Annotated in this window: 16 protein-coding genes; 12 read left to right on the top strand and 4 right to left on the bottom strand. The window is 64.5% G+C overall.

The window, feature by feature from the left end:
• Positions 1-78: 78 nt before the first annotated feature.
• From CK224_RS16940 to CK224_RS16960, 5 genes are all read left to right on the top strand, one after another.
• Complete coding sequence (locus CK224_RS16940) at positions 79-834, top strand: SDR family oxidoreductase (protein WP_095782526.1); 756 nt, start codon at positions 79-81, stop codon at positions 832-834.
• Positions 803-1339 carry a gluconokinase gene (locus CK224_RS16945; protein WP_095782527.1) on the top strand — a complete coding sequence of 179 codons (537 nt, stop codon included), beginning with the start codon at positions 803-805 and terminating at the stop codon, positions 1337-1339. The genes CK224_RS16940 and CK224_RS16945 overlap by 32 nt, the downstream gene beginning before the upstream one ends.
• Positions 1336-2223: an NAD(P)-dependent oxidoreductase gene (locus CK224_RS16950; RefSeq protein ID WP_095782528.1), complete on the top strand. Its 888-nt coding sequence runs from the start codon at positions 1336-1338 to the stop codon at positions 2221-2223. The genes CK224_RS16945 and CK224_RS16950 overlap by 4 nt, the downstream gene beginning before the upstream one ends.
• Positions 2220-2561: a hypothetical protein gene (locus tag CK224_RS16955; RefSeq protein WP_095778137.1), complete on the top strand. Its 342-nt coding sequence runs from the start codon at positions 2220-2222 to the stop codon at positions 2559-2561. The genes CK224_RS16950 and CK224_RS16955 overlap by 4 nt, the downstream gene beginning before the upstream one ends.
• A gap of 125 nt (positions 2562-2686) precedes the next feature.
• On the top strand, positions 2687-5017 hold the full coding sequence (locus tag CK224_RS16960; protein ID WP_095782529.1) for a response regulator: 2331 nt from the start codon (positions 2687-2689) through the stop codon (positions 5015-5017).
• 1 nt (position 5018) lies between these two features.
• Here the strand turns inward: CK224_RS16960 and CK224_RS16965 are convergent, their stop codons facing one another.
• From CK224_RS16965 to CK224_RS16975, 3 genes are all read right to left on the bottom strand, one after another.
• Positions 5019-5879 carry a lytic transglycosylase domain-containing protein gene (locus CK224_RS16965; protein WP_095782530.1) on the bottom strand — a complete coding sequence of 287 codons (861 nt, stop codon included), beginning with the start codon at positions 5877-5879 and terminating at the stop codon, positions 5019-5021.
• Positions 5880-5882: 3 nt separating this feature from the next.
• Positions 5883-7133 (bottom strand): flavodoxin-dependent (E)-4-hydroxy-3-methylbut-2-enyl-diphosphate synthase, encoded by a 1251-nt coding sequence (gene ispG / locus CK224_RS16970; protein WP_095782792.1) that lies wholly within the window; start codon positions 7131-7133, stop codon positions 5883-5885.
• A gap of 253 nt (positions 7134-7386) precedes the next feature.
• On the bottom strand, positions 7387-7566 hold the full coding sequence (locus CK224_RS16975; protein WP_040998838.1) for a YdcH family protein: 180 nt from the start codon (positions 7564-7566) through the stop codon (positions 7387-7389).
• 234 nt (positions 7567-7800) lie between these two features.
• Between CK224_RS16975 and CK224_RS16980 the strand changes: the two genes are divergently transcribed.
• A complete protein-coding gene (locus CK224_RS16980) occupies positions 7801-8004 on the top strand; it encodes a DUF465 domain-containing protein (protein WP_067001951.1) in 204 nt (67 codons plus the stop codon).
• 24 nt (positions 8005-8028) lie between these two features.
• Here the strand turns inward: CK224_RS16980 and CK224_RS16985 are convergent, their stop codons facing one another.
• The gene (locus CK224_RS16985) at positions 8029-8829 is read right to left on the bottom strand and encodes an IclR family transcriptional regulator (RefSeq protein WP_095782531.1); all 801 of its coding nucleotides are present in this window, start codon (positions 8827-8829) and stop codon (positions 8029-8031) included.
• 163 nt (positions 8830-8992) lie between these two features.
• On the opposite strand from CK224_RS16985, the gene CK224_RS16990 reads away from it, so the two are divergent.
• The 6 genes from CK224_RS16990 (at position 8993) to CK224_RS17015 (ending at position 13783) form a co-directional block, all read left to right on the top strand.
• The gene (locus tag CK224_RS16990) at positions 8993-9823 is read left to right on the top strand and encodes a transporter substrate-binding domain-containing protein (RefSeq protein WP_197504271.1); all 831 of its coding nucleotides are present in this window, start codon (positions 8993-8995) and stop codon (positions 9821-9823) included.
• 123 nt (positions 9824-9946) lie between these two features.
• Positions 9947-10612: an amino acid ABC transporter permease gene (locus CK224_RS16995; RefSeq protein ID WP_067319366.1), complete on the top strand. Its 666-nt coding sequence runs from the start codon at positions 9947-9949 to the stop codon at positions 10610-10612.
• On the top strand, positions 10612-11262 hold the full coding sequence (locus tag CK224_RS17000; RefSeq protein WP_095782532.1) for an amino acid ABC transporter permease: 651 nt from the start codon (positions 10612-10614) through the stop codon (positions 11260-11262). Before CK224_RS16995 ends, CK224_RS17000 begins: the two co-directional genes overlap by 1 nt.
• Before the next feature lie 4 nt (positions 11263-11266).
• Positions 11267-12061: an amino acid ABC transporter ATP-binding protein gene (locus CK224_RS17005; protein WP_095778132.1), complete on the top strand. Its 795-nt coding sequence runs from the start codon at positions 11267-11269 to the stop codon at positions 12059-12061.
• Positions 12062-12098: 37 nt separating this feature from the next.
• Positions 12099-12560, top strand: a complete 462-nt coding sequence (locus CK224_RS17010) for a RidA family protein (RefSeq protein ID WP_067001934.1) — start codon at positions 12099-12101, stop codon at positions 12558-12560.
• A gap of 17 nt (positions 12561-12577) precedes the next feature.
• The gene (locus CK224_RS17015; protein WP_095782533.1) at positions 12578-13783 is read left to right on the top strand and encodes an aminotransferase class V-fold PLP-dependent enzyme; all 1206 of its coding nucleotides are present in this window, start codon (positions 12578-12580) and stop codon (positions 13781-13783) included.
• The last annotated feature ends 85 nt before the right edge of the window (positions 13784-13868 follow it).

Here is a 13868-nt window from a genome sequence, read left to right on the forward strand (position 1 = left end):
CGGTTTTCACTCCACTTGACTTGACAGCTGATGTTATCGATAACATAAAACGGACAGCGACGAGAGGCAATCGAGAAAATGTCGTCCACCTTGTTCGATCTCACCGGGCGCACCGCGCTCGTCACCGGCTCCTCGCAAGGCATCGGCCTTGCATTGGCAAAGGGGCTCGCCGGTGCCGGGGCCAAAGTGGTCCTCAACGGCCGCGACGAGGCAAAACTCGCCGTTGCGGCCGCGCAAATCCCCGGCGCTGCGACGCTCGCCTTCGATGCGACCGACCATGATGCGGTACGCGCCGCCATCGATGCGTTCGAGCAGGCTCAAGGAGCGATCGACATCCTCGTCAACAATGCCGGCATGCAGTTCCGCACGCCGCTCGAGGACTTTCCCGCCGACGCGTTCGAGCGCCTGCTGCAGACCAACGTCGCCAGCGTCTTCCATGTCGGCCAGGCCGTGGCGCGCCACATGATTAGGCGCGGCCGCGGCAAGATCATCAACATCGCCAGCGTGCAGACCGCGCTCGCCCGGCCGGGTATCGCGCCTTACACGGCGACCAAGGGCGCGGTCGGCAATCTCACAAAGGGCATGGCGACCGACTGGGCCAGGCACGGCCTGCAATGCAACGCCATCGCGCCCGGTTATTTCGACACGCCGCTCAACGCGGCCCTTGTCGCCGACCCGGCCTTCAGCGCCTGGCTCGAAAAGCGCACGCCGGCCGGCCGCTGGGGCAAGGTCGAAGAACTGGTCGGCGCCTGCGTCTTCCTGGCGTCCGATGCCTCTTCCTTTGTCAACGGACATGTCCTCTATGTCGATGGCGGCATCACAGCTTCGATCTGACCTGCCGCCGCGCATGGTCGTCATGGGCGTCACCGGTTCGGGCAAAACGACGGTCGGCGAGGCGCTGGCCCGTGCGATCCAGGCGACGTATGTGGATGGCGACAAGCTGCACCCCGAGGCCAACATCGCCAAGATGAGCGCAGGCATTCCGCTTGACGACGCCGACAGGTGGCCGTGGCTGGCGAAAGTCGGCGGAACGCTGAGGCTGCAGCCCGCACCGGTCATCGTCGGTTGTTCGGCGCTGAAGCGCGCCTATCGCGATTTCATCACCGAGCACGCCCGCGCGCCGGTGCTGTTCATCTATCTCGATGGTTCGCGTGAACTGATTTCCTGGCGCATGAGCGAGCGCACCGGCCATTTCATGCCGACCAGCCTGCTCGACAGCCAGTTCGCGACGCTGGAAGTGCCAGGCAAGGACGAGAATGCGATCGCGGTGGCGATCGACGCACCGCTCGAAAAGATTGTCGCGGACATAACATCCAGATTTGAGGAGCGACCGTCATGACCAACATAGTCGCGCTAATCGGCGCTGGTGCCATGGGCGGAGCGATCGGCGAACGCCTGCTCGCTACCGGCAACCGGCTCTTCGTGTTTGATCTCGACACGGTCAAGGTGGAAACGCTGGTTGCGAAGGGCGCCAGCGCCGCGGCCAGCGCGGCCGCGGCCGCCGCAGCGGCCGACTTCGTCATCCTCAGCCTCAATTCCGCTGCGATCGTGCGCCGCGCCGTGTTCGGCGATGGCGGCGTCGTCGCCGGCGCGAAGCCCGGCACGCTGATCATCGACATGTCGTCTATCGACCCCGACGCGACGCGCCAGCTGGCGGCGGACGCCGCCGAAATGAGTCTGCGCTGGGTCGACTCTCCGCTCTCGGGCGGGGCGCCGAAAGCCCTCGTCGGCGAGCTGACGCTGATGGCCGGCGGCAAGGCGGAAGATGTGGCGGACGCGCACAAGGTGCTCCACCACGTCGCCAGCAACTATACGCATATGGGCCCGGCCGGTGCGGGGCAAACGACGAAGCTGATCAACCAGGTGCTCTGCGCCCTGAACTTCATGGCTGTGGCGGAAGCGACCCGGCTGGCGCTCGATGCCGGCGTCGACGCGCTCAAGATCCCGCAGGCGCTGAAAGGCGGCCGCGGCGACAGCGCCATTCTGCAGGAATACCTGCCGCGTTTTGCGACCCTCGACTACCGGCGCACCGGCCGCATCGACAACATGGTCAAGGACCTCAACGCCGCGCAGGACCTGGCGCGGCGCACGCACACCGCAATGCCGCTGACGGCCGTCTGCGCCGAAGTGCACCGGCTGTTGACGGCCGCCGGACTGGGTGGCGAGGACCAGGCCGCTTTGATGGAATTTTTCCTACGCAAGGATGAGGAGCCCGCAGCATGATCACACGCTATGCGCTGTTTGAAGGCAAGGTGAAGGACGGCCAGACCGAAGCCTTCCGCGAGGATGTGATCAGAACCGTCCTGCCGAAGTGGAAGGCTTTCCCGGGCGCGCTAGACGTACGCGTCAGCTTTGCCGAGAAGCGCGACGATGGCGCGCCGGAATTCCCGATGATCCTGGCAATCAACTATCGCGACATGGCCGCGGTCGAGGCCGCGCTCGCGAGCCCCGCCCGCGCGGAATCTCGCGCCGCGACCGAGGCTGTTCTGGGCAAATATTTCGAGGGACGCATTCACCACCACGTCACCATCGCAAACGAGTTTTCCCTGTCGACGGATTGACGTGCTTAAATCTGCCCCTGAGCCCTAAATGCGCAGGCAAGACAGGCAGCCGCACCAACGAAATCTTAATGTAAATCAAGCGTAATCCCGACTGTTAAAATTGTGCGTTTGGGTTGGGGTTACGCATGCCGGAGTATTCCTCCTTCATCCGGTCGATCCGGGTCCGCTATATTTCGGGATTGCTCGTCTTTGCCCTGGCCTCGGCGGCCGTCATGTTCGCGCTCAACCGCGTGAACTCATACCGCCACGAGGTCGCTGCCTTGAGCGCCAATTTCGTCATCTTCTCGCGCGACCTGCGCAACGCCACCAATTTCGCCGAGACGACCGGAACCGTGTGGCGGGCCGAGACCCGCGATGGGCTGACCGCAGCCGCGCGCGGCCATTCCGAACGGCTGATGGGCGAGATCGAAATCCTGAACGCGCAGCTCGCGGCGATCAGGCCGCGGCTGTCGAAGAATACGCTCAATGCGCTCGAATCCGCTTCGGTGAACGACGATCTGTTCTGGTCGGCGCGCGACATGGTGCGCAATTTCAACCTGATGTCGGTGGCCCAGACAGTCGACGAATGGAGCTACCGCGAGATCCGCAACCAGAACGATCTTTTCGCCCAGCCGATGCTGGTTCGCGTGCGCACCGCGCTCGATGACGAGCGGCGCCTCGCCGATGCCGCCAGCGACCGGCTGCTCCTATGGGCGAGCGGTCTGCTGATCGCCGTCATCGCCATCGCCGCGGTTCTGATCTTCCGGCCGATGGAGAACGCGATCCGCCGCGCCTTCGCCGAAACCGCAGCATCGTTGTTCAAGGCCGAGGCGGCCGACCGGGCCAAGTCGGAATTCCTCGCCAATATGAGCCATGAGATCCGCACGCCGATGAACGGCGTGCTCGGCATGGCCGAGCTTCTCGCCAAGACCGAGCTGACGCCGCGCCAGAAGACCTTCACCGACGTCATCGTCAAATCCGGCAACGCGCTGCTCACCATCATCAACGACATTCTCGATTTCTCGAAGATCAATGCCGGCCAGCTGACGCTCGACCCCGCCCCGTTCCGCCTGGCCGAAGCGGTCGAGGACGTGGCCACCCTGGTCTCGGCCCGCGTTGCCGAAAAGAACCTCGAGCTCATCGTGCGCGTCGACCCGCGCCTACCTGGCTTCGTCGTCGGCGACGCCGGCCGTTTCCGCCAGATCGTTACCAACCTGCTCGGCAATGCGGTGAAGTTCACCGAGAAGGGGCATGTGCTGATCGATGTCGGCGGCGATGTGATCGACGGAACCGTCCAGCTCAAGGTCCGCGTCGAGGACACCGGCATCGGCATCCCCGCCGAGAAGCTGCAGAGCGTGTTCGAGAAATTCGCCCAGGTCGACGGCTCGTCCACCCGTCGTCACGAAGGCACCGGGCTCGGCCTTGCCATCTCCGCCCGCCTCGTCGACCTGATGGGCGGCAAGATCGGCGTTGAAAGCGAGATCGGCCGCGGCTCGGTCTTCTGGTTCGCCGTACCGCTGCCGGCACACAATCAGCAAGCGCGCGACGAGATCGTGCCGGTCGACGTCACCGGCGCCCGCGTCCTGGTCATCGACGACAACCCGGTCAATCGCGAGATCCTGCTCGAGCAGCTGCGCAGCTGGAGCTTCGACTGCGCCGCGGCCGAAAGCGGCGCCGTCGGCCTCGCCTTTCTCGACCGCGCCTGCCAGCTCGGCGCTTCGGTCGACTGCATCATCCTTGACTACCAGATGCCCGGCATGAACGGCGCCGATGTCGCCAAGACGATCGCCGCCGACAGCCGCCTGTCTTCCATTCCGGTCGTGCTGCTCACTTCGGTCGACCAGGTCGATTTCGGCCGACTGGTGATCGATTTCGGCATCGTCGCGCATCTCACCAAGCCGGCGCGTTCGGCGGTGCTGCTCGGCACCGTGATCTCCGCCATCCAGAAGGCGCGCACGCAAGGCGGCAAGGCGCATTTCGTGCGCGAGCCGGTCGTCGTCCAGTCGGCTCCGCCGCCCTTCACCGTCATCCGTGGTCCAGCCGTTCCGGTCCTCTCGCCCGAACCGGCGGCGGCGCCGAGCGGTCCGATCGATATCCTGATCGCCGAGGACAATGACGTGAACCAATTGGTCTTCGGCCAGATCCTCAACGGCCTCGGCCTCAGCTATCGCATTGCCGGCAATGGCCGCACCGCGGTTGAGATGTACCGCTCGCTGCGCCCGAGGCTGGTGCTGATGGACGTCTCCATGCCTGAGATGAACGGTTACGAGGCGACGCGCGCCATCCGCGCCATCGAAGGGCAGAGCGGCAGCCATACGCCGATCATAGGCGTCACCGCGCATGCGCTGAAGGGCGACCGCGAAAAATGCATGGAAGCCGGCATGGACGACTACCTGCCGAAGCCGGTCTCTCCCGACCGCCTCGGCGCCAAGATCGGCACCTGGCTCAGCGAGACGGTGGCGGCGAAGACGGCTTGAGCTACCGATTTCGCATAACCAGGCACGCCCCGCCGACGCTTTGCAGCTTATTGCAGATGCCGTTGGCCTCGGCGCGCGAGTCGGCACCGATCCTGACCGCATAGATGCCGCGCCGGCCGATCGGCGTGCGCACGCGGCTGACCACAGGATCATGGCTGCCAAGCAGGGAAGGGAATCGGCCGCGAACCCGCAACCACTGACTGATTGCGGCGGAGCGGCGGAAATTGCCGGCCACCTGGACGCCCCACGGCTTGACGTTGATCGAGGCCATGGCGACGGTCCGCGACATGATCACCGGCAGCCTGCGGCAGGCGACCGCGAAGCTCATCTTCGGATCGAGCGGCCGGATAGTGCCGGCATAGGCGGTGTCCGAGAACTTGTCGACCGGCTCGCCCATGATGTCGAAGACATAGCTTTCGGTCTCCATCGGCAGGAAGCCGCCGGAGGAGAGCCAGCGCGACACACGGTTCTCGCCCGCATTGTAGGCGGCAGCCGCGAGGCCGAGATTGCCGTAGCCCGCCTTCATCTCGGCAAGATACTTGGCCGAGGCGGGGATCGCCTGCCCGATGTCGAAGGGATCGGCAAGCCCGCGCAGCTTGGCCGTGCCCGGCATGAACTGGGCGATGCCTTCGGCGCCCACGGGGCTCACCGCATTGGGATCGAAGCGGCTCTCCTTCCAGATCAGCCGGGCGAAGAAATCCTTGGGCAGGCCATTTTGCTCGGCCTGAGTTTCGATCAGGTCACAGACGCGATTGATCAGCCGTTTTGCGGCCGATCGCGACTGCGGCGGATCGGCCAATGCCTGACCGGCAGGGATCAGCGCGCAAATCAGGATCAGTGCCGTCCTGAGCAAGCGCTGCATGGCTCATTCCGCGGCGGCTTTGCCGTGTCCGTACCGCTGCTCGATATAGTCGGCGACCATCTTTTCGAAATCCTGCGCGATCGAGGGGCCACGCAGCGTCGCCGCCTTCTTGCCGTCGATGAACACCGGCGCTGTTGGCGTCTCGCCGGTTCCGGGCAAAGATATGCCGATATCGGCATGCTTGGATTCGCCGGGGCCGTTGACGATGCAGCCCATCACCGCGACCTTCAGGTTCTCGACGCCCGGATATTTCTCGCGCCACACCGGCATGTTCTTGCGGATGTCGGCCTGGATGCTCTGGGCCAGCTCCTGGAAGACGGTGGAGGTCGTGCGGCCGCAGCCGGGGCAGGCCGCGACGATCGGCACGAACTGCCGGAAGCCCATCGTCTGCAAAAGTTCCTGCGACACCTGCACCTCGCGCGTGCGGTCGCCGTTCGGCTCCGGCGTCAGCGAGATGCGGATCGTGTCGCCGATGCCCTGCTGCAGAAGGATACCCATGGCAGCTGAGGAAGCGACGATGCCCTTGGTGCCCATGCCGGCCTCGGTCAGCCCGAGATGCAGCGCATGGTTGGAGCGGGTCGCAAGCTCGGTATAGACGGCGATCAGATCCTGGACGCCGCTGACCTTGGCCGACAGGATGATCTTGTCGCGGCCGAGCCCGATCTCTTCCGCCATCTCCGCCGACAGGATCGCCGACTGCACGATCGCCTCGCGGGTGACTTCCTGGGCGGTGAGCGGCGAGCCCTGGGCCTGGTTATCGTCCATCAGCCGGGTCAAGAGCTCCTGGTCGAGCGAGCCCCAGTTGACGCCGATCCGCACCGGCTTGTCGTATCTGATCGCCATCTCGACGATCGCTGCGAACTGGCGGTCCTTCTTTTCCTTGAAGCCGACATTACCGGGGTTGATGCGGTATTTCGCCAGCGCCTCGGCGCAGGCCGGGTGATCGGCGAGCAGCTTGTGGCCGATATAGTGGAAGTCGCCGACCAGCGGCACGTTGACGCCGAGCCGTGCCAGCCGATCACGGATGCGCGGCACGGCGGCGGCGCTCTCGTCGCGGTCGACGGTGATGCGCACGATCTCCGAGCCGGTGCGATGCAGCGCCGCCACCTGGGCAACGGTCTGATCGATGTCGGCGGTATCGGTGTTGGTCATCGACTGCACGACGACCGGCGCGCCGCCGCCGACCATCACGCCGCCGACATCGACGCCGACCGATGCGCGGCGCGGGAAAGGAGAAGAAAAATATCCGGTCATGCCGGCCGCCTTCATCTGGAAGTTCCGGGCATGAGGTGGCGGAGCAAAGATGGCTTGTCAATGGCCGGTGACAGCCACGGTCCGCAAATCGGCTGCGCTTGGTTGGCGGCCGTGCGGTTCAGCAGCCCACATCGGGCTGCGTTTGCATTCCAGGAAGAGTCAGGAAATTCAGCGTAAACTCGCCAGACCGGCGGCATTCTTGCCACCGGTTGGGTTGCACCCGACGGGTGCGGTTATGTTGCCTAGAGGAGTTTCAGTGTGCCGTCGGTTTCGCCTTCAGCTTTTCAATCTCGTCCTTGATTGCCAGCTTGCGCCGCTTCAGAGTGGCGATCTCGAGGTCGTCTACCGAAGGATGATTCATCGCGTCGATAAGCTCGCGCTCGATGTCGCCGTGCTTCCGCTGCAGCTCATCAAGATGGGATGCAAGAGACATGATTGGTTCTCCCTTTCATGGATTCCTCGATTGCAGCCGTCTCAGGCACGTCCACCGCAGGTCGCAACTGTGACGGCACGATGACAGTTTGCCACCAACCAATCTCGATGTCGAATGCCGCGTGGTAGCATTCCACGACAATGTGAAATGTGATATCAGCGGCGCGCCGGTCACAAACCCACCGGCCCCGCCCAAAGGCCCATCCCTGGGCGACGCATACGCAGACGGTAGATAATGTCCGAACAGGAACAGGCTGAGATACGCCTCGAATATTCCCGGCTCAAACAGGAACACGCCGATTTCGACGCCGCCATCAATGCGATGATCGCCATGGGTTGCGACCCGCTGCAGATCCAGCGCATGAAGAAGAAGAAGCTGATGCTGAAGGACCGGCTGATGGCGCTGGAAGACCGCATCATCCCCGACATCATCGCCTGACCGGCAGCTTCTTACGCTCGACGGCTAAGAGATCGAAAGCCGCGCGGCGCGGTCACGCAGCAGCGCGACCAGCTCGCCTGTCCGATCTTCCGACGTGTCGATCGGAACCACCAGGCACATCGTCGCCTCGATCTTCCCGGGCGTTGAAAAGACCGGCGCCGCCAAGCATTTGGTATAGGCGTCGACAAGGCCCGACGTCACGCAATAGCCGGTGACGCGGGCTTTTGCGATGTCGTCGATGAAATCGTCGAGCTCGATCTTGCGGCCATCCGGCAGCATGAGGTCGTCCTGGGAGATCATCGCCTCGATCCGGCTGCGTTCCAGGCCGGCGAGCAGCAGCCGGCCCGACGCGGTCCAAGGCAGCGGGATCTGCAGGCCGGTGGCCGAGCTGATGCGGAACGGCCTGGTGCCCGGGCTCGAATGGACGATCGTGTAGCGGCCGCTCTGCAGCATGCACAGCTCCGAGGTCTCGCCGGTCTCGCGCGACAGCGTGTCGACCTCCTGCCGTCCGCGCCTAAGCAGGTCGTTGCCGCGCATATAGGCCATTCCGTAGAGGTAAAGCTTCTTGCCGAAATAGACGCGGTTGCCGTCGCCGGCCATCTCCAGGAGACCGGCACCGACCAGCTCGCGAACCAGCGTGTAAGTCGTCGAGCGGGGGGCGTTGAGCCCCTTGGCCAGCTCGCCGATGCCGATCGCGCGCTGCGTGGCATGCAGGAACTCCAGAATGTGCAGCGCGCGGTTGAGACCCTTCTCGCGAGAGTTCGCGGGCCTCTCTTCGTCCGAACTTCCGGCCTGCCACTCGGTCAGTGTTTCGCCATCTTGCATTGTCGCTTCCCGGTGTTAGTATCTGTCTTGTACAGGATACATACGTCTCTTGTAAGAGACAATCGTATATCGATTGCTGACGCGTGTATTCATGGGGAACACACCACCAAAGGAGGTCGCCGTGAACGACACATCCGGAAGACGTGATTTTCTGAAATTGGGAATGGCCGGACTTGCCACCGCCGGCGCGCTCACCGCGGTCAGCGCCGAGAAGGCCGCCGCGCAAGCCGCGTCCGACAGCGTGCTGCGCACCGCGCTCGATCGCGGCAAGCTGATCGTCGGCACCGGCAGCACCAACGCGCCGTGGCATTTCGAGAACGATGCCGGCGAGCTGGTCGGCATGGACATCACCATGGGGCGCATCCTCGCCAAGGGCCTTTTCGATGACCCGACCAAGGTCGAATTCGTCATGCAGGATCCGGCGCAGCGCATTCCGAACGTGACCACCAACAAGGTCGACATCACCATTCAGTTCATGACCATGACGGCGCAGCGCTCGCAGCTGATCCACTTCTCGCGCCCCTACTATGTCGAAGGCGTCGCGCTGCTGACGCTGCCCGGCTCCGAGAACAAGACTTTCGACAAGCTGCTGGCGAACGGCTCCGCCACGCGCATCTCGATCCTGCAGAATGTCGATGCCGAAAACTCGGTGCACTTTGCCCTGCCGCAGGCGCAGGTGATGCAGATCGACACCCAGGCCAACGTGCTGCAGGCGCTGGAATCCAAGCGCGTCGACGCCGCCGCGGTCGACCTCTCCACCGTGCGCTGGCTCGCCTCGCGCAACCCGGACAAATATTTCGACGCCGGCAAGAGCTGGTATTCGATGCTTTACGGCGCGGCCATCAGGCAGGGCGACCTCGACTGGCTGACCTACGTCAACCAGACCTTCACCATCGCCATGTTCGGGCACGAGACGGCGCTCTACGACGCTGCCTTCAAGGAATATTTCGGCCAGGAACCGCCGCCGCGCCATCCGGGCTTCCCGGTCATCTGACGAGGCCTGTCTGGCTTTAGCCGGCGGAGGGCCGCAGCAAGCGCCCTTCCGCCTGTTCTCCTCGACACGGGTTCCTGCAGTGACGAATTCTTTATCGTCACAACAGGCCATTGAGACGGACGCATGGGCTATACGCTCAATTTCAACCTGATCTGGCGCCACTTCGACAAGCTCTGGGGCGGACTGCTGCTCAGCCTCGAGCTTGCGGTGATCTCGATCGCCATCGGCATTGTCATCGGGCTGGTACTGGCCGTCTGGTATGTCTCGGCCGGGCGCGTCGTGCGCGGCATTATCGCGTCTTACGTCGAATTCATCCGCAACGTGCCGCTGATCCTCTTGGTCTATCTGGTCTTCTACGGCCTGCCGACCGTCATCGACCTGGCCTACAGCGCGCAGACGTCCTTCGTCGCCACGCTTGCCGTCTACAGCGGCGCCTATCTCGTCGAAGTGTTCCGATCCGGCCTCGAAGCCGTGCCGCGCGGCCAGATCGATGCCGGCAAGGCGATCGGCCTTACGCCATGGCAGCGGCTTGTCCATGTGCGGCTGCCGACGATGATGCGCATCACCCTGCCGGCGCTTTCCAACACCTTCATCTCGCTGTTCAAGGACACATCCGTTGCTTCCGTCATCTCGGTGCCCGAGCTGACCTACGGCGCGCAATGGATCAACTTCAACACCTTCCGCATCGTCGAGGTCTATCTGGTGGTGACGGCGATGTATCTGGTGACGGGTTACGCCCTGCTCTTCGCGCTCCGGCTGGTCGAGCGCTGGTATAGGACGGCGCGCTGATGCTTGGCCAGATCGCCTACGCCCTGCCGTTCCTCGCCGAAGGCTTCGCGCTGACGCTTTGGGTGTCGCTGCTCGTCGTGGTGCTGTCGCTGATCGCCGGCGTTGTCTTCGGCGTCGGCCTCGTCTACGGGCCCGCACCCTTGCGCTGGGCGGTGCGGATCTTCAGCGACACCGTCCGCGGCATCCCGATCCTGGTGCTGATCTTCTTCGTCTATTACGGCATGCCGGCCGTCGGCGTGCATCTCCAGTCCTTCTGGGCGGCGGTGCTGGCGTTGACCTTGTTCAAGACCGCGCAGGTCGTCGAATATCTGCGTGGCGCGGTCGCCTCGATCCCGAAAGGCCAGTCGGAAGCGGCGATGGCGATCGGCCTGACCTTTCGCCAGCGCCTTACCTACGTGATTTTCCCGCAGGCCTTCCGCCGCTTCCTGCCGCCTTGGATCAACGGCGTCACCGACGCGGTCAAGGGCAGCGCGTTGGTCTCGCTGCTCGGCATCACCGATCTGATGCAGGCCATCAACCAGGTCATCGGCCGCACCTATGAAGCGATGCCGCTCTATATCCTCGGCGCCCTTCTCTATTTCGGCGTCAACTACGCGCTTTCGCTTGCCAGCCGACGGCTGGAGCAGCGCTTTGCCTTCATCCGGGAATAGCACGATGGCCACCACTTCCGATAACAGCCCTGCGCTTCTCGATATCGCCGAGGTCTCGAAATCCTTTGGCTCGGTCGAGGTGCTGCGCTCGGTCAGCCTCAAGGTGGCGAAGGGCGAGGTGGTCGCCATCATCGGACCGTCCGGCAGCGGCAAGACCACGCTGCTGCGCTGCGTCAACTTCCTCGAAAGCTACGACAGCGGCTCGATCCGCATCGACGGCAAGGAGGTCGGTTTTCGCGACGGCGGTGCGCGCCAGCGCCGCAGCGAGCGCGACTTGGCCGCCATGCGCGCCGAGACGGGCATGGTGTTCCAGGGCTTCAACCTGTTCCCGCATCTGACGGCGGCCGGCAACATCATGCTCGGCCTCACCAAGGTACGCGGCAAGAGCAGCGGCGAGGCGCGCTCGATCGCCGACCACTGGCTGGGTCGTGTCGGTCTCGCCCACAAGGCCGACAGCCTGCCCGCCGAGCTTTCCGGCGGGCAGCAGCAGCGTGTCGGCATCGCCCGCGCCGTCGCCATGGAGCCGAAGATCCTGCTGCTCGACGAGATCACCTCGGCCCTCGATCCGGAACTCGTCGGCGAGGTTCTGGCCGTGGTGAAAAGCCTCGCCGAGGACGGCATGACCATGGTGATGGTGACGCATGAGATGGCCTTCGCCCGCGACGCCTCAAGCCGCATCGTCTTCATGGCCGACGGCGGCGTCAGTGCCGTCGGGCCGCCGAAGGAGGTGCTTGCCGCGGAGACCACGAACGAGCGCCTGCGGACTTTTTTGGCGCGCTTCCGCGCCTCGCAATTCTGACATCGGATGGCAAATGCCATCCAAGGAGCATTCTTCCATGACGCCTTACACCCGGCTCGCCGAACTCGGCCTGACGCTGCCCGAGCCGCCAACGCCCATCGCCAACTTCGTCACTCATGCCGAGAGCGGCCGGCTGATCTTCCTCTCGGGCCAGGGGCCGCTGCGCGCCGACGGCACGCTTTGCACCGGCAAGGTCGGCGAGGACGTCACCGTCGAACAGGCCTATGAGCATGCCCGGCTCACCGGCCTCAACCTGCTTGCCGTCATGCACGCGGCGGCGGGCGACCTCGGGCGCATCGTGCGCGTCGTCAAGCTGCTCGGCTTCGTCAATGCGACGCCGACCTTCAGCGATCACCCGAAGGTGGTCAATGGCTGCTCTGATCTCTTCGCCGATGTCTTCGACAAGATCGGCGGCCACGCGCGCTCGGCGATCGGTGTCGGCTCGCTGCCTGGAAACATCACCGTCGAAATCGAAGCGGTCGTCGAGATCGCCGCCTGACACTGGGATCTGCTGCCATGAAAACCTATTCCGAGAACGGCTCCAACACAACGATCCGCGAGCGGCTGGGACTGCGTCCGATCATCAACGTCTCGGGCACGATGACGACGCTCGGCGCCTCGATCATCGTTCCGGAAGCGATCAGCGCCATGGCCGAGATCGCCTCGCAATGGGTGGAGATGGACGATTTGCAGCGCGCCGCGAGCGCAGTCGTTGCGCGTCTCACCGGCGGCGAGGCCGGCTTCATCACCGCCTGCTGCGCCTCAGGCATCACCATGGCGATCGCCGGCGCAATGACCGGCACCAACCTGCTGGCCATCGAACGGCTGCCCGACGACACCGAAGGGCTGAAATCGGAGGTCGTCATCCAGCTCGGCCATATCGTCAATTACGGCGCGCCGATCGATCAGTCGATCCGCCTCGCCGGCGCCAAGGTCATTCCGGCGGGCACCGTCAGCGTCACGCAGGATTACCACTTGCGCGAGGCGATCAACGAGCGCACCGCGGCCGCGCTTTACGTCGTCGCCCACCACACGGTGCAATACGGCATGCTTTCGCTGGAGGAGTTCTGCGAGATCTGCCACGCCAAGAATGTGCCGGTGATCGTCGATGCCGCTTCGGAATACGATCTGCGGACCTTCCTCGCGCAGGGCGCCGACATCGTCGTCTACAGCGGCCACAAATTCCTGAGTGGCCCGACCAGCGGCATCGTCACCGGCCGCAAGGACCTGGTGCGCGCCGCCTATCTGCAGAATCGCGGCGTCGCGCGGGCCATGAAGGTCGGCAAGGAAAGCATCGCCGGCACCATGGCGGCGCTCGACGCTTGGGAAAAGCGCGACCATGCCGGCATTCGCCGGCGCGAAGAGGCGGCGCTCGATCTGTGGAAGGATGCGCTGCAAGGCATTCCGGGCATTGGCGCTGAGATCGTGCCCGACCCAACCGCCAACCCGCTCGACCGCCTGCAGGTCTTCGTCCGTCCGGAGAGCCGCTTCACCGCCGCGGGCCTAGCCTCGGCTTTGGCCGCCGGCTCACCGCCCGTCATCGTGCGCAACCATGAGGTCGAGCGCGGACACTTCTTCCTCGACCCCTGCAATCTCCATCCCGGCGAGGCCGAGATCGTCGCCGAGCGGCTGCGCGCGGTTCTGACCGCGAAGGAGCGTCCCGCGGATGCGATGAAAGCGGCGCGCAAGGATTCATCCGGGGCGCTGCGCTGGCCGGACTAGACCTCGCCACCGTCGGCCCACAGCCGCGACAATCCTTGCGGCTGTCGGCGAATTCCGCTAAGGCGCGCCTTTGCCGCCGGGAGCG

The sequence above is a fragment of the Mesorhizobium sp. WSM3862 genome (assembly GCF_002294985.1).
GTDB lineage: Bacteria > Pseudomonadota > Alphaproteobacteria > Rhizobiales > Rhizobiaceae > Mesorhizobium.

What these genes read in the sequence shown, in the direction of transcription:
- CK224_RS16980 (WP_067001951.1), top strand. Translation starts at nt 7,801, where the DNA reads ATGTCCGAACAGGAACAGGCTGAGATACGCCTCGAATATTCCCGGCTC.
- CK224_RS16960 (WP_095782529.1), top strand. Translation starts at nt 2,687, where the DNA reads ATGCCGGAGTATTCCTCCTTCATCCGGTCGATCCGGGTCCGCTATATT.
- CK224_RS17010 (WP_067001934.1), top strand. Translation starts at nt 12,099, where the DNA reads ATGACGCCTTACACCCGGCTCGCCGAACTCGGCCTGACGCTGCCCGAG.
- CK224_RS16975 (WP_040998838.1), bottom strand. Translation starts at nt 7,566, where the DNA reads ATGTCTCTTGCATCCCATCTTGATGAGCTGCAGCGGAAGCACGGCGAC.
- CK224_RS16995 (WP_067319366.1), top strand. Translation starts at nt 9,947, where the DNA reads ATGGGCTATACGCTCAATTTCAACCTGATCTGGCGCCACTTCGACAAG.
- CK224_RS16950 (WP_095782528.1), top strand. Translation starts at nt 1,336, where the DNA reads ATGACCAACATAGTCGCGCTAATCGGCGCTGGTGCCATGGGCGGAGCG.
- CK224_RS16985 (WP_095782531.1), bottom strand. Translation starts at nt 8,829, where the DNA reads ATGCAAGATGGCGAAACACTGACCGAGTGGCAGGCCGGAAGTTCGGAC.
- CK224_RS16955 (WP_095778137.1), top strand. Translation starts at nt 2,220, where the DNA reads ATGATCACACGCTATGCGCTGTTTGAAGGCAAGGTGAAGGACGGCCAG.
- CK224_RS16965 (WP_095782530.1), bottom strand. Translation starts at nt 5,879, where the DNA reads ATGCAGCGCTTGCTCAGGACGGCACTGATCCTGATTTGCGCGCTGATC.
- CK224_RS17000 (WP_095782532.1), top strand. Translation starts at nt 10,612, where the DNA reads ATGCTTGGCCAGATCGCCTACGCCCTGCCGTTCCTCGCCGAAGGCTTC.
- ispG (WP_095782792.1), bottom strand. Translation starts at nt 7,133, where the DNA reads ATGACCGGATATTTTTCTTCTCCTTTCCCGCGCCGCGCATCGGTCGGC.
- CK224_RS16945 (WP_095782527.1), top strand. Translation starts at nt 803, where the DNA reads ATGTCGATGGCGGCATCACAGCTTCGATCTGACCTGCCGCCGCGCATG.
- CK224_RS17015 (WP_095782533.1), top strand. Translation starts at nt 12,578, where the DNA reads ATGAAAACCTATTCCGAGAACGGCTCCAACACAACGATCCGCGAGCGG.
- CK224_RS16990 (WP_197504271.1), top strand. Translation starts at nt 8,993, where the DNA reads ATGGCCGGACTTGCCACCGCCGGCGCGCTCACCGCGGTCAGCGCCGAG.
- CK224_RS16940 (WP_095782526.1), top strand. Translation starts at nt 79, where the DNA reads ATGTCGTCCACCTTGTTCGATCTCACCGGGCGCACCGCGCTCGTCACC.
- CK224_RS17005 (WP_095778132.1), top strand. Translation starts at nt 11,267, where the DNA reads ATGGCCACCACTTCCGATAACAGCCCTGCGCTTCTCGATATCGCCGAG.